19 protein-coding genes are annotated in these 20,462 nt (G+C 59.2%); 9 read left to right on the top strand and 10 right to left on the bottom strand.

Annotation, left to right across the window (positions count from 1 at the left end; all coding sequences use genetic code 11):
• Window positions 1-38: 38 nt before the first annotated feature.
• Window positions 39-1,382: an MFS transporter gene (locus PY308_RS01150; RefSeq protein ID WP_275787109.1), complete on the bottom strand. Its 1,344-nt coding sequence runs from the start codon at window positions 1,380-1,382 to the stop codon at window positions 39-41.
• Between the two features lie 313 nt (window positions 1,383-1,695).
• On the opposite strand from PY308_RS01150, the gene cyoA reads away from it, so the two are divergent.
• From cyoA to PY308_RS01125, 5 genes are read left to right on the top strand one after another with little or no spacing between them, the layout of a single operon-like run.
• Window positions 1,696-2,865: a ubiquinol oxidase subunit II gene (cyoA, locus tag PY308_RS01145; RefSeq protein WP_275787106.1), complete on the top strand. Its 1,170-nt coding sequence runs from the start codon at window positions 1,696-1,698 to the stop codon at window positions 2,863-2,865.
• A 26-nt stretch (window positions 2,866-2,891) separates the two neighbouring features.
• Window positions 2,892-4,895, top strand: coding sequence for a cytochrome o ubiquinol oxidase subunit I (gene cyoB / locus PY308_RS01140; RefSeq protein WP_275787104.1), 2,004 nt, complete (start codon window positions 2,892-2,894; stop codon window positions 4,893-4,895).
• 4 nt (window positions 4,896-4,899) lie between these two features.
• Entirely contained in the window at window positions 4,900-5,520 is a 621-nt protein-coding gene (gene cyoC / locus PY308_RS01135) for a cytochrome o ubiquinol oxidase subunit III (protein WP_275787101.1), read from the top strand.
• Window positions 5,517-5,924, top strand: a complete 408-nt coding sequence (cyoD, locus tag PY308_RS01130; RefSeq protein WP_275787100.1) for a cytochrome o ubiquinol oxidase subunit IV — start codon at window positions 5,517-5,519, stop codon at window positions 5,922-5,924. The genes cyoC and cyoD overlap by 4 nt, the downstream gene beginning before the upstream one ends.
• Before the next feature lie 12 nt (window positions 5,925-5,936).
• On the top strand, window positions 5,937-6,683 hold the full coding sequence (locus PY308_RS01125; protein ID WP_275787098.1) for an SURF1 family protein: 747 nt from the start codon (window positions 5,937-5,939) through the stop codon (window positions 6,681-6,683).
• A gap of 143 nt (window positions 6,684-6,826) precedes the next feature.
• Here the strand turns inward: PY308_RS01125 and PY308_RS01120 are convergent, their stop codons facing one another.
• From PY308_RS01120 to PY308_RS01080, 9 genes are all read right to left on the bottom strand, one after another.
• Window positions 6,827-7,897, bottom strand: a complete 1,071-nt coding sequence (locus PY308_RS01120) for an ABC transporter ATP-binding protein (RefSeq protein ID WP_275787095.1) — start codon at window positions 7,895-7,897, stop codon at window positions 6,827-6,829.
• A gap of 4 nt (window positions 7,898-7,901) precedes the next feature.
• Window positions 7,902-8,735, bottom strand: coding sequence for a carbohydrate ABC transporter permease (locus PY308_RS01115; protein ID WP_275787093.1), 834 nt, complete (start codon window positions 8,733-8,735; stop codon window positions 7,902-7,904).
• A gap of 4 nt (window positions 8,736-8,739) precedes the next feature.
• Window positions 8,740-9,663 (bottom strand): carbohydrate ABC transporter permease, encoded by a 924-nt coding sequence (locus PY308_RS01110; protein ID WP_275787092.1) that lies wholly within the window; start codon window positions 9,661-9,663, stop codon window positions 8,740-8,742.
• A gap of 203 nt (window positions 9,664-9,866) precedes the next feature.
• Entirely contained in the window at window positions 9,867-11,129 is a 1,263-nt protein-coding gene (locus PY308_RS01105; protein WP_434064186.1) for an ABC transporter substrate-binding protein, read from the bottom strand.
• A gap of 40 nt (window positions 11,130-11,169) precedes the next feature.
• Window positions 11,170-12,342, bottom strand: coding sequence for a PLP-dependent transferase (locus PY308_RS01100; protein WP_275787088.1), 1,173 nt, complete (start codon window positions 12,340-12,342; stop codon window positions 11,170-11,172).
• On the bottom strand, window positions 12,339-13,055 hold the full coding sequence (locus PY308_RS01095; RefSeq protein WP_275787086.1) for a FadR/GntR family transcriptional regulator: 717 nt from the start codon (window positions 13,053-13,055) through the stop codon (window positions 12,339-12,341). Before PY308_RS01095 ends, PY308_RS01100 begins: the two co-directional genes overlap by 4 nt.
• Before the next feature lie 550 nt (window positions 13,056-13,605).
• Window positions 13,606-14,100 carry a hypothetical protein gene (locus PY308_RS01090; RefSeq protein ID WP_275787083.1) on the bottom strand — a complete coding sequence of 165 codons (495 nt, stop codon included), beginning with the start codon at window positions 14,098-14,100 and terminating at the stop codon, window positions 13,606-13,608.
• Window positions 14,101-14,429: 329 nt separating this feature from the next.
• Complete coding sequence (locus tag PY308_RS01085) at window positions 14,430-14,825, bottom strand: SMI1/KNR4 family protein (protein WP_275787081.1); 396 nt, start codon at window positions 14,823-14,825, stop codon at window positions 14,430-14,432.
• Between the two features lie 274 nt (window positions 14,826-15,099).
• Window positions 15,100-16,230 carry a lactonase family protein gene (locus PY308_RS01080; protein WP_275787079.1) on the bottom strand — a complete coding sequence of 377 codons (1,131 nt, stop codon included), beginning with the start codon at window positions 16,228-16,230 and terminating at the stop codon, window positions 15,100-15,102.
• A 127-nt stretch (window positions 16,231-16,357) separates the two neighbouring features.
• On the opposite strand from PY308_RS01080, the gene PY308_RS01075 reads away from it, so the two are divergent.
• The 4 genes from PY308_RS01075 to PY308_RS01060 are packed head-to-tail and all read left to right on the top strand — an operon-like array spanning window position 16,358 to window position 20,443.
• Entirely contained in the window at window positions 16,358-16,909 is a 552-nt protein-coding gene (locus PY308_RS01075; RefSeq protein ID WP_275787077.1) for a MaoC family dehydratase, read from the top strand.
• A 5-nt stretch (window positions 16,910-16,914) separates the two neighbouring features.
• Window positions 16,915-18,075 (top strand): CaiB/BaiF CoA transferase family protein, encoded by a 1,161-nt coding sequence (locus tag PY308_RS01070; RefSeq protein WP_275787074.1) that lies wholly within the window; start codon window positions 16,915-16,917, stop codon window positions 18,073-18,075.
• Window positions 18,072-19,211, top strand: a complete 1,140-nt coding sequence (locus PY308_RS01065; protein ID WP_275787071.1) for an ABC transporter substrate-binding protein — start codon at window positions 18,072-18,074, stop codon at window positions 19,209-19,211. Before PY308_RS01070 ends, PY308_RS01065 begins: the two co-directional genes overlap by 4 nt.
• Window positions 19,212-19,252: 41 nt before the next feature.
• Window positions 19,253-20,443 (top strand): substrate-binding domain-containing protein, encoded by a 1,191-nt coding sequence (locus PY308_RS01060; protein WP_275787069.1) that lies wholly within the window; start codon window positions 19,253-19,255, stop codon window positions 20,441-20,443.
• Window positions 20,444-20,462: the final 19 nt, after the last annotated feature.

The raw sequence follows: 20,462 nt of genomic DNA, 5'->3' as shown, positions 1-20,462 counted from the left end.
CAGGGCTTGCCGCTTTATGTTTTTTCCGGCGATGGGCTCTATTTCGTTTCGCCGGGATCGACGGCCTGATCCAGCGCACGGCTGACGCTCAGGGCGACGATGGTGCAGATCGCACCGGAGATCAGATAGCCGCCAATGAAGATAATGCCGAAATTGCTGGCGAGACCGAGCGCCACCAGGGGCGCGAAACCTGCGCCGATGAGCCATGCGAGGTCCGAGGTGAAAGCGGACCCCGTGTAGCGGTAGTACTGCCCGAAACGCGAGGAAACCGCGCCGGAGGCCTGGCCGAAGGACAGGCCGAGAATACCGAAGCCGATGATGATGAAGGCATCCTGACCCTTGCCACCGGCATCGAGCAGGAAGGGTGCGGAGAACGAGAAGACAGCGATGATGATGGCGCCGATCATCAGCTGGTTGCGGCGGCCGATGCGGTCCGCGAGCAGGCCGGACAGAACGATCGCCACAAGGCCGACAGCGGCGCCGGTGACCTGTACCCACAAAAATTCAGCCGCCGACTGGCCACCAAAGAGCGTTACCCAGCTGAGTGGAAAGATCGTCACCAGGTGGAACATGGCAAAGCTCGCAAGCGGCACGAAGGCGCCGAGCACGACATCATGCGCATGCTTGCTCAGCATCTCGAAGACCGGCCGGGCCTGGAGTTCGTTCGCCGCCAGAGCTTCACCGAACTCTTTCGAGGCAACGATGCGCAGCCGGGCGAAAAGCGCCACGACATTGATGGCGAAAGCCACGAAGAAAGGATAGCGCCAACCCCAGGAAAGGAAATCAGCGTCGGACAGATTGGCGACGAAATAGCCGAACAGGATGCTTGCCAGCGCGAATCCCAAAGGTGCCCCGAGTTGCGGGATCATTGCATACCAGCCACGACGGTTGTCCGGCGCGCTCAGGCTGAGAAGCGAGGCCAGACCGTCCCAGGCGCCGCCGAGCGCAAAACCCTGCCCCAGCCTGAAGAGCGCCAAAAGGGCGACCGACCAGTAACCGATCGTCTCGAAACCCGGCAGGAAAGCGATCGATGCGGTGGAGCCGCCAAGAAGGAACAAAGCGATCGTAAGCTTGGTGCCACGGCCATAGTTGCGGTCGATCCACATGAAGACGAAGGAACCGACCGGCCTTGCCATGAAGGCAAGGGAAAAGACAGCAAAGGACATCAGTGTGGCGCTGACCGGATCGGCGGCAAAGGAGAAGACAAGCCGCGGAAACACCAGAACGGAAGCGAGACCATAGACGAAAAAATCGAAGAACTCCGACATGCGGCCGATGACCACGCCAATGGCAATGCTACCGGGAGAGATCGGCTTGTCATCGTGCATTTGACGCGCATCTTTTTCCATACCTGACGATGTGGGTGTGGAGACCGAGCTCATGTTAGTCCTCCTGACGGCAGACACCGCCTCTTCGTTCAAATGTTGATCAAACCACGCCAGAGATCAAGGACACCTTTTGACATCCGAGGGTGTCATGCCCGTTTCTCTCTGGCCGTTGCTTCATGTTGTGCTAGATTTCTGTTGGCGCCGGGCCGGCGACGCCTGTTTAAGCATCGATCCATAGCCTGATCAAACCTTGGGCGTCGGCTTTCGCAATGCGTCAAATTGTTGCACTGCGACGAAGCGCCTCATTCCAGGATGATGAAAACCACGATTAGTCACAATCAGACGAAACGCAAATTTCGAGCTCAAGATGCCCCTTCCGTTGAAATCCGCCGCACGGCTCTTCGCTCTCCTGCCCGCCGTGGCACTGGCCGGCTGCAATATGGTGGTGATGTCCCCTTCGGGTGACGTCGCCGTTCAGCAAAAGGACCTCATCATCGTTTCGACGGTGCTGATGCTTTTGATCATCGTTCCGGTCATCTGCCTGACGGTCTATTTTGCCTGGCATTATCGCGGCTCGAATACGGCGGCGAACTATGATCCCGAATGGCATCACTCGACGGGGCTCGAGGTTGTCATCTGGTCCGCACCGCTGGCGATCATCATCGCGCTCGGTGCCATCACCTGGATCAGCACGCACAAGCTCGATCCCTACCGGCCTCTCGACCGGATCGATGCGGCGCGGCCGGTTTCGGCTGAGACAAAGCCCGTCACCGTGGAAGTGGTGGCGCTCGACTGGAAATGGCTTTTCTTCTATCCCGACTATGGAATAGCGACCGTCAACGAGATGGCGGCTCCCGTCGATGTTCCGATCAATTTCAAGATCACCTCATCCTCGGTGATGAACTCCTTCTACGTACCCGCCCTTGCCGGCATGATCTATGCCATGCCCGGAATGCAGACCCGATTGCACGCCGTCATCAACAAGGAAGGCGTCTTTGATGGGCTTTCCTCGAACTACAGCGGCGACGGCTTCTCCCATATGCGATTCAAGTTCCATGGCGTACAGCAGGCGGGCTTCGACGAATGGGTCGCCCGCGTCAAGCAGCAGGGCACTGCGCTGAACCGCGACACCTACCTGAAGCTGGAAAAGCCAAGCATGAAGGAACCCGTCCGGTATTATGCCACCGTCGAAGAAGGGCTTTACGAGGCTGTTCTCAACATGTGCGCGCGACCGGGCCAGATGTGCATGAGCGAGATGATGCATATCGACATGATGGGCGGTGCTGGCAAGGAAAGCCGGGAAAACAAGGATCGTCTGCAACATGACAACCGTCATGCGGAGCAAGGCGAGGGTGCCCCTGCCTCAACCTTCCCGGCGACGGGCAATCCTTCCCGCAGCGAAGAACCTGCAGAAGGCGTTGATGATCAACAGATGAACCATGAGATGCATCAGGGTCATTCCATGGGACAAAGCGGCACCGGCCAGGACGGCGCAGCACCAGCGCAACTGAACGACAATAGCGACGCAAAGCCCTGAACCGCATCGGTTAATTGGATAGACACATGTTCGGCAACAGCAATCTGACGGAACTGATCTTCGGGCGGCTCTCCCTTGAGGCCATCCCCTATCACGAGCCCATTCTGATCGTGACCTTCATCGTCGTGGCGATCGGCGGCCTCGCCCTGGTCGGGCTGATTACCCGCTTCAAGCTCTGGGGCACTCTCTGGACCGAGTGGTTCACCAGCGTCGACCACAAGAAGATCGGAATCATGTATGTGATTCTGGCACTCGTCATGCTTTTGCGCGGCTTTGCCGATGCGATCATGATGCGGATCCAGCAGGCCATCGCCTTCAATGGCAACGAGGGCTATCTCAACCCGCACCACTACGACCAGATCTTCACCGCCCATGGCGTGATCATGATCTTCTTCATGGCCATGCCCTTCGTGACGGGCTTGATGAACTATGTCGTGCCGTTGCAGATCGGCGCACGCGACGTGTCCTTCCCCTTCCTGAACAATTTCTCCTTCTGGATGACGACGGCCGGCGCGGTGATCATCATGATGTCGCTGTTCGTTGGCGAATTCGCCCGCACCGGCTGGCTCGCCTATCCGCCGCTGTCCGGGGCCGACTACAGCCCCGGAGTGGGAGTCGACTATTACATCTGGGGTCTGCAGGTGGCAGGGGTCGGCACGACGCTGTCGGGCATCAATCTCATCGCGACCATCGTAAAGATGCGGGCGCCCGGCATGACCTTCATGAAAATGCCGATCTTCACCTGGACATCGCTCTGCACCAACATCCTCATCGTCGCCACATTCCCGATCCTGACCGCCACACTCGCACTTTTGACGCTCGACCGCTATGCCGGCACGAACTTCTTTACAAACGACCTTGGCGGCAATCCGATGATGTATGTCAACCTCATCTGGATCTGGGGTCACCCGGAAGTCTACATCCTCATTCTTCCGGCCTTCGGCATTTTTTCGGAAGTCGTCGCCACGTTCTGCGGCAAGCGCCTGTTCGGCTATGCATCGATGGTCTACGCAACCTGCGTCATCATGATCCTGTCCTATCTGGTCTGGCTGCATCACTTCTTCACGATGGGCTCAGGCGCATCGGTCAATGCCTTTTTCGGCATCACCACGATGATCATCTCCATCCCCACCGGGGCCAAGATGTTCAATTGGCTGTTCACCATGTACCGCGGCAAGATCCGTTACGAACTGCCGATGTACTGGACCATCGGCTTCATGATCACCTTCGTGATCGGCGGAATGACCGGCGTACTTCTCGCCGTACCGCCGGCCGATTTCGTGCTGCACAATTCGCTCTTCCTGATCGCCCATTTCCACAATGTCATCATCGGCGGCGTGGTGTTCGGACTGATGGCCGGCATCGTCTACTGGTGGCCGAAGGCCTTCGGCTACAAGCTCGATCCCTTCTGGGGCAAAATGAGCTTCTGGTTCTGGCAGATCGGCTTCTTCGTCGCCTTCATGCCGCTTTACGTGCTGGGTTTGATGGGGGTGACCCGGCGCGTTTCCCAGTTCGAGGATCCTTCGCTGCAGATCTGGTTTATCATCGCAGCCTTCGGGGCCGTGCTGATCGCGCTCGGAATTGCCTCCTTCATCATCCAGATTGCGGTCAGCTATCTCAGGCGCGACCAGCTTCGGGAAACGAGCGGCGATCCCTGGAACGGCCGGACCCTGGAATGGTCGACCTCTTCGCCGCCGCCGGACTACAACTTCGCCTTCACACCTGTGGTCCATGATCACGACGGCTGGTACGACATGAAGAATCGCGGCTACGAGCGCCCGCTAAAGGGCTTCAGGCCGATCCATATGCCGAAGAATACCGGCACGGGCGTCATCCTCGCCGGCCTCAGCGTCGTCTTCGCCTTCGCCATGATCTGGTACATATGGTGGCTTGCGATCGTTGCCTTGATCGGTCTGCTTGCAACAGCCATAGGCCACACGTTCAATTACAAGCGCGATTTCTACATCCCCGTTGAAACCGTCGTTTCAACCGAAGATGCGCGCTCGGCCCTGCTCGCGGAACGGAGCTGAGACCATGAGCCAAACCGACATTCAGCAGACCAAAAAGCCGGAATTCTACCTGACGGAGGATCATCATCCCGAAGGCAGCACCATGCTGGGGTTCTGGCTCTATCTGATGAGCGATTGCCTGATCTTCGCCGTGCTGTTCGCGACTCACGGCGTGCTCGGCCGCAGCTATGCGGCGGGTCCGTCGCCGGCCGACCTGTTCGACCTGCCGCTCGTTGCGGTCAATACGGCGATGCTGCTTCTGTCCTCCATCACTTATGGCTTCGCCATGCTGCAGATGGAGCGCAATGCCAAGGCGGAAACCTTGTTCTGGCTCGGTGTCACCGGCGTTTTCGGCGTAATATTTCTGGCGCTCGAACTTTACGAATTCTATCATCTTATCCATGAGGGCGCGGGGCCGACGCGCAGCGCCTTCCTGTCGTCCTTTTTCACGCTTGTCGGCACCCACGGGCTGCATGTGACCTTCGGTATCATCTGGCTGGTCACGCTGATGGTGCAGGTATCACTGCACGGCCTCATTGCGGAAAACCGCCGCCGGCTGATGTGCCTCTCCATGTTCTGGCACTTCCTCGATGTCGTCTGGATCGGCGTCTTTTCCTTCGTCTATCTGATGGGAGTTATCGGATGAGCACGCAACCACAGTCTCCGGCAAGCGAAGATGCCGCCAAGACGCATCACGGCCACAGCAACGGCCACGAGGCCGGCCACGGTTCACTGAAGGGCTATATGACGGGTTTTATCCTGTCTGTCGTTCTGACGGCCATTCCCTTCTGGCTCGTCATGGGCGGCGTCATTGACAGCAAGCTATGGATGGCTTTCTTCGTCATGGCCTTCGGCGTTGTGCAGATCGTCGTGCACATGATCTATTTCCTGCACATGAATCCGCGTTCGGAAGGCGGGTGGACGATCATGGCGCTGCTCTTCACGCTGGTTCTCGTCGGCATCACGCTTGCCGGTTCGCTCTGGGTCATGCATCACCTGAATGCCAACATGATGCCCATGTCACCGGAAGTGATGAAGAACATGCCATGACGCACGGCCGCAATGAACGCCGTTAGCATGGACGCCGACCCCACAGAACAGCCCCGTCGCGCGCCGCGGTCGCGGCTGATCTTGACTGTGGCGATGGCTTTCCTGGCGATCGTCTTTGCGGGACTCGGGACCTGGCAGGTGAAAAGGCTGGTCTGGAAGCTCGACATCATAGAACGCGTCGAGGCGCGCGTGAATGGGCCGCCCGCCGATGCTCCGTCTTCACCTACGAGGGTTACCGCCGAAAGCGACGAATATCGCCGCGTCACAGCCACCGGCGTGTTTCGCCATGACAAGGAGGTCCAGGTTCAGGCCGTCACCGCTCTGGGCGCAGGCTTCTGGGTGATAACGCCTCTGGTTCGCAAGGACGGTACGTCTGTTCTTGTCAATCGCGGCTTCGTGCCGACCGATCGGCGTGATCCTTCATCGCGCGTCATCGGCGCGACGGGCGCACCCGTTCGCGTCACGGGCCTGATCCGCATGCCGGAGCCGGGCGGGGCCTTCCTGCGCCGGAACGATCCCGCCAATGGCCGGTGGTATTCGCGCGATGTCGCCGCCATTGCCGCAGTGAACGACATGCCGCTTGCCACCGATTATTTCATTGACGCCGATGCGACACCCAATCCGGGCGGATGGCCGGTCGGAGGACTGACCGTCACCCGGTTCCGCAACAACCATCTCGTCTATGCACTCACCTGGTATGCCTTGGCCATCATGAGCTTCGCCGCAGCCGGCGCCGTCCGTCGCGGAATATTCCGATGAATCCCGGGAGAGCAGGTTGCCAATACATCGGGCCTGAAGATAACGCATTGCCAGGCGTCCCTAGCGATCGCTAATGCACCGTGGCGCGTAGCCTCCGCGAACAGGGGAGCGAGCAGCACCCGTGCCCGGACAGGCGTGAAGCCTTATATTTTCCGGCCCGACGCGTCGAACAGATGGAGATGATGCGCCGGGAACTGAACGGCGATATTCCCCTGCATGCCGAGAAACCTGCGGTCGAGCGTGAAAGCCTTGAGGGCGACCGGGCCGTGCTTGAGGTGAACGATATTGCCGAAGCCTGTGGGCTCAACGAGATCGACGATCGCAGGGATCGTGTCTGCACCTCCCGCGCCGAGCACGACATGTTCCGGGCGAATGCCGAGGGTTGCCCGACCGCCATTTTCCAGCGGATAGGCGTTCGGCAGCGGGAGTGTCACGCCGCCATCGAGCAGGAACCGTGCCGTATCCCCGTCCGCTTTATAGGTCCCTTCGAAGAAATTCATGCCCGGCGAACCGATGAAGCCCGCGACGAACAGGTTCGCCGGCCGGTCGTAAAGCTCGAGCGGGCTGCCGACCTGCTGGATGACGCCGCCATGCATGGCGACGATCCGATCCGCCAGCGTCATGGCCTCGATCTGGTCATGCGTGACGTAGATCGAGGTGGCGCCGAGATCCTGATGCAATTTCTTGATCTCGGCGCGCATCTGCTCGCGCAGGCGCGCATCAAGGTTGGAAAGCGGCTCGTCGAAGAGAAATGCCTTCGGCTGTCGCACGATCGCACGGCCCATGGCGACGCGCTGGCGCTGTCCACCGGACAGTGCCTTGGGACGCCGCTCCATCAGCGGATCGAGCCCGAGCTTGGACGCGGCATTCGCAACCACGGAGGCGATCTTCTCCTTGGCGGTTTTGCGCAGGCGCAGGCTGTAGCTCATGTTCTTCGCCACGCTCATATGCGGATAGAGCGCATAGGACTGGAACACCATTGCGATGTCGCGATCCTTGGGCGGCAGGTCGTTGACCCGCTTGCCATCGATGCGGATCTCGCCTTCGGTCACCACTTCGAGGCCGGCGATCATGCGCAGAAGCGTCGACTTTCCGCAGCCGGACGGCCCGACCAGCACGACGAATTCGCCATCCCGGATATCAAGGTCCACCCCCCGGAGGACCGGGTGGATTCCATAGGATTTTTCGACATTGTCGATCTGTATCGATGCCATGGGATCAGCCTTTCACCGCGCCGGCCGTCAGGCCCTGCACGAGGTAGCGTTGGATGAGCAGGAAGAACAAGCAGGCCGGCACGAGCGCCATGACGCCCGCCGCCATCATCTGCCCGAAATCGACCGAGAATTTGGAGACGAAGGAGAGTAGGCCCACGGGGAAGGTCGCCGCCGCATTGCCGGAGATCAGCATCAAGGAGAACAAAAGCTCGCTCCAGGCGGCGGTGAAGACAAAGCCGAGCGTTGCGGCAAGGCCCGGCAGTGTCAGCGGCAGGATGATCTGGCGGAAGGCCACGAACTGCGTCGCCCCGTCGATCATCGCCGCCTCCTCCAGATCCTTCGGAATGCCGTCGAAGAAGGACTGCATCAGGAAGGTGGCAAAGGGCACGTTGAAGGCGGTGTAGACGATGACGAGCCCGGTGAGACTGTTGGTCAGGCCGAGCGGCGACAGCATCTTGAAGATCGGCGCGACCAGCATGACCAGCGGGAACATCTGCGTCAGCAGCATCAGGGTAACGATCCAGTATTTGCCTCGAAAGGAAAAACGCGACATGGCATAGCCGGCCAGCGAGGCAAGAACCGTGACGATGACCGCGGTCGAGCCGGCAACGATCAGGCTGTTCTTGAAAAAGATCGGAAAGTCGCTGTGCCGCAGCACGAAGCTAAAGTGGTCAAGCGTCGTTTGCGACGGCCACATCCGGATGCCTTCGGAATAGAGCAGCTTGTTCGGCGTCACCGAGACTTTCAGCAGCCAGTAAAGCGGAAAGAGCGCGAAGACGACATAGCCGAGAATGGCCAGACGATGTGCGACTGTGGCTGTGATGTTTCGAGGCGTCATGGTCTCAATCCTTGTTCAGGAGCCATTGCCGCAATGCGACGATCAACAGGGAATAGGTGATGAGCAAAACCAGCAGCACCAGCGCGATGGCCGAGGCATAGCCGAAATCGAGGCGCTTGAAAGCCTGGGTGAAGATGTAGCTGGCGACGATCTGGCTGCGGTCTGCCGGTCCGCCATTGGTCATGACGATGATGAGATCGGCGAAATTGGAGATCCAGACGGTGCGCAGCAGCACCGTAATGGCGATGGTCGGAGCAAGAAACGGCAATGTGATCGACACGAAACGCTGGAAAGGCCCGGCGCCATCGATGCTGGCGGCCTCATAAAGATCGCGGGGGATTGACTGAAGGGCGGCCAGCAGCGTGATGGCGAAGAAGGGAATTCCCCACCAGATATTGGCGACGATCGGTCCCCACATGGAGAGCTGCGGATCGGCGAGAATATTGTCCGGCGCGCTCATGAGCCCGAGCGCGTAAAGCCAGTGCGGCAGCGGGCCGACGACGGGATTGAAGAGCCAGGCCCAGTTGAGACCGGCGAGAAAACTCGGCACCGCCCAGGGCAGGAACACCAGCGCCTGCACGAGACCGCGACCCATGAACGGCTTGTCGAGCAGAAGCGCGAGGATCAGGCCGAAGACGAATTGGAGCAGCACCGACCAGCCGGTCCACCACAGCGTGTTGCGCAATGCCCTGTAGAAATTCTGGTCGTCGGCAAGCGTGCGAAAATGATCCAGCCCGATGAAACCACCGGAAAACGGCTTCAGCAGCTGGATATCGCGGAAGGCGTATGAGATCCCAAGAACAAGCGGCACCAGCATGACGGTAACGATCAGGATCAATGCCGGCGCCGTATACAGATAGGGCGCGGAGGCATCGGCCATGCGCTTCCTGAAAGGCTTGCTATGATTGCCGGCTGCGTATGATGCCATCGTGAAAAGTCCGTTTCGTGGTTGCGGCCGGCGATGGCTTGAGGGAGCCCCATCTGCCTGCGGGCATCTTCCCCGCGGGGGAAGATGCGTCGGAACCGCGCGGCATATGAGCCCCTCCCCCTTGTCGGCAGAGGTTTGGGGAGGGGCTTGCGACAAGGCCTGGCAAGCGGATTACCCACCCGCCAAAGCCGCGATATCGGCCTTTACTTGCTGGCCAGGAACTTCTGCTGCGCCTTGGTGAGGTACTCCGCCCACTGCTTGGCCATCTCTTCCGGCGTGATGTCGCCGAGCAGCGCTTCCTGGCTGGTCTTGATCGCCATCGAATCCTTGAAGAACGCGAATTCCTCAAGGTAGGTCGGCATGACCGTGGGCACGGCGTCCTTGTCGGCCAGTTCCTCGAACCAGCCCTTGAACTGCTCGCTCTTGTAGAACGGATCGTTGGCGGCAGAGGTGAGCGCCGGCAGGGCACCGATGCGCTTGTTCCACTCGATATTGCCCTCCGGGCCTTCCAGCGTTGCGATCAGCTTCCAGGCGAGATCCTTGTTGGCGCTTGCCGACATCATCGACCAGCCGGCATAGCCGATGGTCGGGAAGGTCTTGCCACCCGGACCCTTCGGCATGGTGGTCACGCCGTAGTCGGCCGCATCCATCCGCTCGGAAATGGCAATGAGCGCATCCGGATCCTGGTCGAGCATCGCGCAGGTGCCAGTATAAAAGCCGGCGACGATCTCGTTGAAGCCCCAGTTGACGCTGTCCTTCGGCGCGTAGCCGTTCTTGTAGAGATCGACAAGCCAGGTGAAACCCTTGATCCAGCCTTCCTCGGTGAATTTCGAGGTGCCGTCCGCATTGAAATAGGTGTTGTCGCCGGCCGCCGTCGCGCCGAACATCATCCAGCCATTGAGACCGCCGGGGCCGCCGCGCAGGCAATAGGCATATTTGCCCGGCAGTTTCTTGATCTTCTCGGCAGCCGCCGTGAATTCGTCCATGGTCTTCGGCACGGTTTCGACGCCGGCTTCCTTGAAGATCTTCTTGTTGTAGAACATGGCGCGCAGATAAAAGCCGTAGGGCAGCATATAGGCCGTGTCCTTGACGTCGCGGCCAAGCTCCAGCGCGCGGTCCGTCAGGTTGGCGGTCTGATCCCAGGTTTTGAGGTAGGGTTCCAGGCTTTCGAGCATGCCGTTATTGGCATAGAGCGACAGCCAGGTGTCGGGCATTTCCATCACATCCGGGATTTCGCCGGCCGAGACCATGGTGGCGAATTTCTGGAAGGCCTCACCCCAGGGCAGCGAAATGATCTCGACGGTGGTGCCGGGATTGGCCGCCTCGAATTTCGCGACGATCGACTTCAGCGTTTCGGTGCGCTCCGGGCTGGTGATGACCTCCACCAGCTTCAGCGTCTCGGCGGATGCGGTGCCGGCCATCAGAGCGGCAAGGAGCGTCGCGGTCAGGAATGTTTTCAGTTTCATGGCTTTATTCCCCTTTTTATGATGATGGATCGCGTGAGTGTCAGCCTTTCGAAGCGACCGAAATCGCTGCTTCGAGATCGCTCCAGAGGGCCTCCGTTCCCTCCAGGCCGACATGGAGCCTTACGGACCGCGGCGAGATGCCGAAGGCCTCCGCGGAATTGGGTTGCGCCTTTTGCGACAGGACGACCTGTCCCGGCACGATCAGGCTTTCGTGGCCGCCCCAGCTGACGCCCAGCTTGAACAACGAGAGGTGGTCGGCAAAGGCGCGCACGTCCACGCCCTGCTCGAAAATGAAAGAAAAGAGGCCAGACGTGCCCTTCAGCCCCGGCGGCAGCTGGTTGGCAAGGCCGGGATAGCAGACGGTTTCCACTGCTTCATGCGCATGAAGCCGTTTCGTGATCTCGAGCGCCGAACGCTCATGCGCCTTCATGCGGAGCGGCAGGGTGCGAAGCCCGCGGATCAGCAGCCAGGCGTCGAAGGGTGACAGCTTGCCGCCGAGATAGGGATAGGCTTCGCCGCGAATGCGGCCGATCAGATCTTTCGAACCGGCAACCACGCCTGCGACGACATCGCTGTGGCCACCGAGATATTTTGATGCGGAATGGATGACAAGATCGACACCGAGCGAAATCGGCTGCTGGAACAGCGGGCTCGCCCAGCTGTTGTCGATGGTGGTCAGCACGCCATGGCTTTTGGCAAGCGCTGCAAGAGACGCGACGTCGTGCGCCTCCATGACCCAGCTCGTCGGGCTTTCCATGTAGAAGAGCTTGGCGCCCGGCAGCGCCCTTGCAACTTCCTCCTCGTCGCGCCCGTCGACATAGGAGACATCGATGCCCATGCGTTTGAAGAAGGTGCCAAACAGGCGGAAGGCATCGGGATAGAGATGCTTGACCGCGACGATCCGGTCGCCCGGCTCAACGAAGGAAAGAACCGTCGAGGAAATCGCCGACATGCCGCTGGCAAAGCCGATCGCATCTTCGGCGCCTTCGAGCCTGGCCAGCATCTCCTCGAACATGCGCACCGTCGGATTGAGGCCACGCGTATAAACAGGTCGAACCTTCTCACCCTTGTAGGTGGAGACCATGTCGTCATAGTCGGTGAAGGTGAAGAGCGATGTCTGCACGATCGGCGGCACGACCGCGTCATAGGCATTGCTTTCGTCATGCGCGACGGTCAGGGAGGCGTGGTCGAACGGATCGAAGCCGTCAGTCATCGGGACATGTCCTTGATGTCTTCCTCGACGATGGCGAGGATCTTCAGTGTTTCGGCCCGTGCGGCATCCGCATCGCCGGCGGCGATGGCGTTAAACAGCGTGCGGTGGAAGGGAAAGGAGCGGCGGGCAAAATCCGGCCGGTCGAAGGGTTTTTCCCAGAACCGCTCGAAGGCCTCGCGCATCTGCTCGAGAAGCTGTCGGAAGAGGGAATTGTGGGTCGCATCGTAGATGGCGAGGTGGAAAGCAAGATCCTCCGGGCCCGATGTGCCCTTCGACAGATGCACGCGTTCCATCTCATCGAGCTTTGCCTCGATATTGCTGAGGTCGTCGGCGGTGCGCACCCGTGCCGCGACCATTCCGGCTTCCGCCTCGATGCCACGCCGAACCTCGAGCGTTTTCAGCAGGACGTCGCGCAGATGCGTCGTTTCCAGCGAGAGCGGCATATGGATCGTGGTGCCGGAAATCGGCTTCAAGAGATAGGTGCCGCTGCCCTTGCGTGCTTCAACGACGTCCAGCGCCTGAAAATGGCGGATGACTTCGCGAATGGTGGAGCGGCCAACCGCCAGCGCGCTCATCAGCTCCCGCTCCGCCGGAAGCCGGTCGCCGGGAACCAAACCGGACTGCTCGATATAATCGGCGAGCGCCGCACGCACCTGCCTGCTGCGGTCCTGGGCGGGAAGCGGCATCAGCACAGCACGAGACCCGAGCTTCATCACACGATCACCAACAGCCTAAATTGGTCTGACATCTGATAGATTATTCATATCTTTGGAAAGGCGTCAAGACTACGGAGAGAGAAGCGCGCTTGGTCCGCGTCCCGGGACCATCCGATGAAAGAGGCTCGCTGTTCCACCGGATTGCCGCTGGCGTCCATATGCCACACCGTTCAATGGAAACCGACGGATCGATAGACGAAGCTCCCCGTCAGCCGCAAGCGTGGCAGGAGGTTGTCGTTGGCATCGGTGAGGGTTTCTGAACAGGCGCTTCCAGGATTGCCTGAGTTCACCACCCTGGCGATCCGGCCGAAGCCGTCATGGCATAGACCTAGTCGTTCAGCGTCCCAAGGCCGTTGATCGACAGGATGCGGCCGGTCTGGTCACGGACGAGCAGTCAAATTGACCTTTGTATGACTTTGCCGGATGAGTCCATTTCTCCAAACATCTCTTTAATTTCCTCCTGCCCGCTTCTGAACCGTCTGCTTGGTCACTGCACAATTCATAAAGCACCCCGAATATATCAGGCCACATTTGGCATCTTCAGAGGTTATTTGAGCGGTAACATAAACAGGCCGCACTTAGCGACTTCGGGACTCAGCAAGTCGAGTAACTCGGACGATTCAGCGACAATCAAGTCGGTACGATCATAGCCACCGATGACACGTACTCCGAAGTCTACGAAGTGCACGTCTGCAAATCGTTTTTCACGAAGACTACCCTTGAGAATTTGTTCAAGCTGCGCATCAATACGATCAAACTTTCGAAGCGGCCCAGGCCTATTGCAGATCACCCCACGCTGGCCGAGCACGCGATAAAGGCTGAGAAATTTATGTTCCCCAGCGAGATAATCGTCAAGTTTGCCGGCGTCCATGGCAATCGAGTAACTCATCAATGGGTTTGATTCAGCCTCGCCTTCAGAGAGCCAGCGGTCGAATACAGAAATATTGGCATAAGCAAGCCCCATGGCGGCCAAGTCACATTCCCCGAGGTCTAACTCAGGAAAATAAGCATCTAGCGAACGATCTATTTCCATCTCAACCATTCCTATTTTCGTAAAAATACACCATCTGAGCTCAGCGTTCCGATGTGTTCCCGCTCGGTCGATCAGCTTCCAAGCACTCCCTCAATGGGAATTGCCACGAGCATAGTATTTACTAATCTGATAACCTGATTTCGGGTCCTCTAAACGAGTTTCCCCGTCAACCTTCACTCGCTTACCGAAACGGTCCAAATTCCAGTAGCGCACGATCTCAAAGTGCTGCTGCGCGTTACTAAAGTCTTATTCTGCGGATCGGACGCGTCTTCTCAAACCATTACTGGGGTAATTTTCCACCAGTTCCATGCCTAGAGAACGTGCATCGAGACGATTGCTCATAGTGCCGTCTTCAGCTTCGCAAAAAGGTCCGGGAGATTCTGGGCAACCAGTTCTGCATCATCGCGCGTCATCCCGATAAAGGGAACTCTGACTATGGGCATCCCTTCAGATTGGGTGTCGAAGCCATAGCCCTCACCACCTCCGCTAGAAGCGAAGAGTAGGATTCCCGGCGCGTACTGCTCGACCTCGTATTCGCGATTGAAGTCGGCCAGTTCTTCAGCCTTCCAGAATATAATGTAGTTATCGCCAATGAAGCCTTCGCCGCCATTATGCATTTTGAGGAAATCGATATAGTCTTCGGGAAGCGCCACGCCCAAACTCGCTGGCAGGCCATCAACGAGCCCTGGGTCAACTGGGGCATCTAGATGCAAGTCGGTAAAACTATATCCCACCGCTATCTCCCAACAAGTCGGTCTCGAAGAGAATTTCTCTCTCATTTTCCACTGGATGGGCGGTATTCAATAGATATAGGTCCAATTGTCGGCAACGCTTGTTGCAAATTTTCGCTTCAGCGCTGCTGCAGGCTACGCACTGGAGTTTGGCTGCTGCGCTTTTCACCGAACCGACTCCTATTTTGGTGCCTGTGGCGACAGGTCCGCCGGCAATTGCTAAACCTTCAAATCAGTTCTTGGCTTCCTGAAGCGGCAGGGGTTCGCAGGATCAACCTCACTGAACATCGTCCGCCGGTGCCAGCTTCGGTGTCACGGCAACCGGCCGGACGCACATCGGCGTTCCCACGGGAATAGACTGGTCGGTTACGACGAGGGTGCCATGGACGGGATGCCGGGAAAAAATAGAGATCAGATCGCTGTTCTGATTGGCGCAAAACAGATGCTTCCCTGACGGGCTTAAGGCCAGGTTCCTTGGCGTGGAGCCACCACACGGCAGGCTCTGGATAGGGTCGAGCTTGCCCGATTGCGGATCGACCTTGAACACCGCGATACTGTCGTGCCCACGGTTGGAGGCGTAGAGAAATTGACCGTCGCCGGAAATTTGCACGTCGGCGCAGTGGTTGCCCTCCAGTGCCTCCGTTGGTACCGTCGGCTTTGAATCCAGTTGCACGAGCGTTCCTGCGCTCTGGTCGATTGCAAAGCTGGCCAGCGTCGAATCGAGTTCGTTGAGAACAAAAAGCAGCCGGCCTTTCGGATCCAACGCCATGTGGCGGGGTCCGGCGCCGGCTTTGGTTCTGGAAACGGCCTGCAGCGTCAGTTTCCCGTCGCCTTCGATCCTGTAGCTCGTCAGGCTATCGCACCCGAGGTCGGCGACGAGCAGCAGGTTGTCTGCAATTTCGATCACGCTGTGCGTATGGCTTCGCTCTTGCCGGTCTGTTTTCGGACCCGTTCCAGTCTGTCTTACGCTTGACATCGGCGGCGTCAGCCCACCATCGCTTCGAATACCGTAGACAACAAGAGATTGGTCGGGGCCCCCTTCGCCCAGACCGTAATTGACAACGAAAAGCCTGGTGCCATCACGCGAAATCGCATTGTGGGCGGTTATGCTGCCAAGCGAGGGCTGCATGTTGATATGGGCGAGGCTTCCTGTCCGGGGATCGAATGCAAGCGCGGTCACCAAGCCTTCGTTCCACCCGAAGATTTCCGAATTGGCGTAAACAACCTGCCGTTTCGTATCGACCGACAGAAAGGTCGGGTTCTCGATCGTTTGATGAGAAGCCAGAGCCTTCACGGCAAGTGTCTCTTCATCGAAACTGAAAACCGCCAGCCCCGTGCCGCGTGCGCCCTGGAAGTAGGGTGCTTCCCGGTTCAGCGTACCTACGAAGACATGATAGCTTTCACCCATCGCCTGCTCCTCCCGATGCGTCGCTGTTCCCGTGCTTTTAATCGATGCCGAGAATGCTGGATAGGCCTTGCAAAATCAATCCATATGTGAAAATTATCTTCACATAAGAAAACCTGGGAGGGTGTTCATGAACAGTTTTGCGCCGACAGTTGGCGTGTCATCGACCTTGCCATCCGATATGCCGGACGATCATGCAGCGCTGCCGGTCTGGAATGCCGAGAACTGGTTTTACGAGGATTGGCCGGTCGGCCAGAAAATCCGGTCTCTACGCCGCACGCTGGGCGAAACCGACAGCACGATCTTCAATACGCTGGTGACTGATATTCATCCCTATGTGCAGGATGCCATGTTTGCCGAGCGCGAAGGCATTTTCGGCAAAAGGCTGATCGCCGGCGCCTTCGTCTTCTCCGCCGGGCTTGGGTTGGTCGCCACCAATTGCGTCAATGCCTTCTCCTATGGCTATGACCGTCTGCGTTTCATAAAGCCTGTCTTCATCGGCGAGACGATCTACACGATCCGCACCAACCTCGATAAAAAACCGCGCTACCAGGAACTCGGGCTGATCCGGGCGAGCTATGAGGTCTTCAAGGGCGAAGGCGAACTCGTGCTGTACTGCGAGCATTTGCAGACGGTGAAATACAAAAACCCAGCCGACTTCGTCGGCAAAACGGAAAAATAACGACCATGAGTGCCGAAAACGAACTGCCGCTCAGCGGACTGGTTGTGCTGGACATGAGCCAGTTTCTGTCCGGCCCCTATTGTTCGCTGCGCCTGATGGATCTTGGCGCCCGCGTTATCAAGATCGAGCGTCCCGATGGTGGCGATCTCTCCCGGCGGCTTTATCTGAGCGATACGGAAATCGGTGGCGATTCGACCATTTTCCACGCCATCAACCGCGCCAAGGAGAGCCTGGCGATCGATCTGAAAAATGCGGACGATCTGAAGGCGCTGCGCACGTTGATGACGAAGGCCGATGTCGTCATCCAGAATTTCCGGCCGGGTGTGATCGAGCGTCTTGGGCTGGATTACGAAGCCGTGCGTCAGATCAATCCCCGCATCGTCTATGCGTCGATCAGCGGCTATGGCAATGACGGACCCTGGGTCAAGCGCCCGGGGCAGGACCTTCTGGCGCAGTCGCGCTCGGGCGTTATGTGGCTGAATGGCGACGAAGGGCAAGGGCCGGTGCCCTTCGGCCTTGCAATTGGCGACATGCTCGCCGGTGCGGCCGCAGCACAGGGTATCCTTGCGGCTCTGGTACGGCGCGGCATCAGCGGCAATGGCAGCCTCGTCGAAACCAGCCTTCTGGAGGTTCTGGTCGATTTCCAGTTCGAGGTGCTGACGACACATCTGAATGATGGCCGCCGCCTGCCGAAGCGTTCGGATTTCCGCAGCGCGCATGCCTATCTGTCGGCGCCCTATGGCGTTTATCCGGCTTCCGACGGCTATCTCGCCATCGCGATGACGCCCATTTCGAAACTCGCGGACCTTCTCGAGATGGAGGAGCTTGCCATCTACCGGGATGCGCCTTCGAGCTGGTTTACGGCACGCGACGACATCAAGGCGCTGATCGCGGCGCGGATTTCATCCAAGACGATCGATGAATGGCTGGCGATCCTTGAACCTGCCGACATTTGGTGCGCGAAGGTGCTGAACTGGACCGAACTGCTGGAGAGCGAGGGATTTCAGTATCTCGACATGCTGCAGACCGTGTCGCGCGACGACGGGGTATCGATCCAGACGACGCGTTCACCGCTCAGGGTCAATGGTGTGCGAGCAAAATCCGACCGCGCCGCGCCGCGCATCGGCGAACAGAGTGCTGCGATCCGCAAGGAGTTCGGACTGTGAGCGTCGTTCTCAAGGGCATGACCTGGAGCCATCCGCGCGGTTACGATCCGATGGTCGCCTGTTCGCGGCTGTTTATGGAGCGGACCGGCATCACCGTGGAATGGGACAAGCGCTCGCTGCAGGATTTCGAGACATATCCGGTGGAGGATCTGGCGCGCGCCTATGATCTGATCGTCATCGATCACCCGCATGTCGGCCAGATCACTTTGGAAAACTGCCTTTTGCCGCTGGATGTCGCCGGGCGCGAGGCCGAACGCAAAACTCTGCGGCAGGCAAGCGTCGGCGCGTCCTATCAGAGCTACAACTGGCAGGGCCGGCAATGGGCGTTTCCCATCGACGCGGCCACGCAAGTCCAGGCCACCCGGCCCGATCTCATCGATGCACCGCCCGCGACATGGTCGGATATGCTTGCTCTTGCGGCAAAAGGTCAGGTGCTCCTGCCGCTGCGGCCGCCGCATTCGCTGATGACGTTCTATACGCTCTGCGCCAATCTCGGAAAACCCTGCGCAAACGGGGATACCCGCATTCTGATCGACCCGCAAACCGGTGCGCGGGTCTATGAGATGATGCGCGAGATCGTGTCGTTGACCGATACGGCCTGCTTCGGCATGGATCCGATCGCCGCTCTGGAGGCCATGGCCGCGGACCAGTCGACGGTTGCCTGCTCTCCCTTGATCTACGGTTATGTAAGTTATGCGATGGCCGGCTTCCGGCCGCACCGGGTGCGGTTTTCCGATTGCCCACCGGCAGGCGACATCGGGCCGGCGGGTTCGGCCCTGGGCGGCACCGGCATTGCCGTATCCGCCTTCACCGCGGCACCCGAAGCAGCGCTCGATTTCGCCTATTTCATCGCAAGTGGCGATATCCAGAAGGGACTTTACGCGCAATCCGGCGGTCAGCCGGGGCATGCCGCCGCTTGGGAAGATGATGCCGTCAACGCCGCGACCGCGGATTTCTACCGGGGCACGCGCGAAACGCTGGAAGCTGCCTGGGTGCGCCCGCGCCACAATGGCTACATGGCTTTCCAGCAGGCGGCGTCCGACCGGATCAATGAAGGTCTTCTGGCAAAGCAGCCATCGGCTGCGGTCGTCAACGATCTCAGCAGACTGTTCTCGGAGAGCTTCAAAACAACGTAACCGCCGGCGGAGGAGCTGGCTATCAAAGGGAGGAAATGGATATGAAGACAATGACACGCGGCCTGCTGGCCGCGACCGCGATCATGACCGCGACAACGGTCGCCCAGGCGCAGGATGCCGTTGCGACGGTGGTGCAGGGCCTGCCCGATATTCTCAAAGCCCAGTACGAGGGTGCGCCACAAAAAGTGCTGCCTTCGGCATGGGACGATTTCAAGGCGCCGGCCAAGCCTTGGAAATGGTGCCACTCGGAATCCTACCAGGGCAATCCTTGGCGGGTGACGGTCACCACCGAACTGAAGCGACTGGTCGATGGACTGATCGCCGATGGCACGGTGGCCAGTTTCGAGGTTTCCGATTCCAACAATGATGCCAGCCAGCAGATCAACCAGATCCGCGCCTTCATCGACAAGGGCTGCTCGATCATCACCTCGATCCCGGGTTCGGCGACGGCGCTCGACGATGCTATCGATGCTGCCGCCAAAGCCGGAATTCCCTTCCTGACCGCGGCCGGTTCGGTCACCAGCCCCAATGCGATCAACGTCGATTCCAACTATGCGCGGTGGGGCTACGACATGATGAGTGCCATCGGCAAGGAATTGCCCGATGGCGGCAGCGTGCTTCTGGTCGAGGGCATTGCCGGTCATCCGATCGTCGTGCAGGAGCGCGAGGGCGGCGACAAGGCGCTGGCCGAGAATGCGAAGCTGAAGGTGGCGCGCAGCGTCAACGGCAACTGGACGGCGAACGTCACCAAGACAGTGGTCTTCCAGGCGATCGCCACCAATCCCGCGCCGATCGATGCCGTCTGGACCACGGGCAGCGAGAGCCGCGTGGTGGCCGAAGCCTTCGCGGAAGCCGGCCGGCCGGCCCCGATCATCACCGGGTCGCTGACCGGCGACGCCTTGGGATACTGGAAGGCCAATCCGGACAAGTACCGGTTCGAAGGCCACGCGCTCTTGCCGCATTGGACGGCACAGACGCTGTTTCGCATCGGTGCGCGCCTACTCGACGGACAGACGCCGAAGCTGAACACGCTGATGATCCCGATCCCCGCCATCCACAATGCCGATCTCGCAAGCTGGTACAAGGACTGCATGACGCCGGATTCGGTATCGGTCTTCCCGGTCCCGCCAAAGGATCCGATGCCGGAAGAATGGCTGGACGCCTATTTCAACGGCGCCAAGCCAACGCCGGGCTGGGATTATGCAAAGGTGCCGGACGCCTGCGCCAAGTAGCCGGCTATGGACCGCGCGG

It is taken from the genome of Pararhizobium gei (assembly GCF_029223885.1).
Lineage (GTDB): Bacteria > Pseudomonadota > Alphaproteobacteria > Rhizobiales > Rhizobiaceae > Pararhizobium > Pararhizobium gei.
Note: the sequence above shows the minus strand (reverse complement) of the source record. Positions and strands in the feature narration are given on the sequence as shown.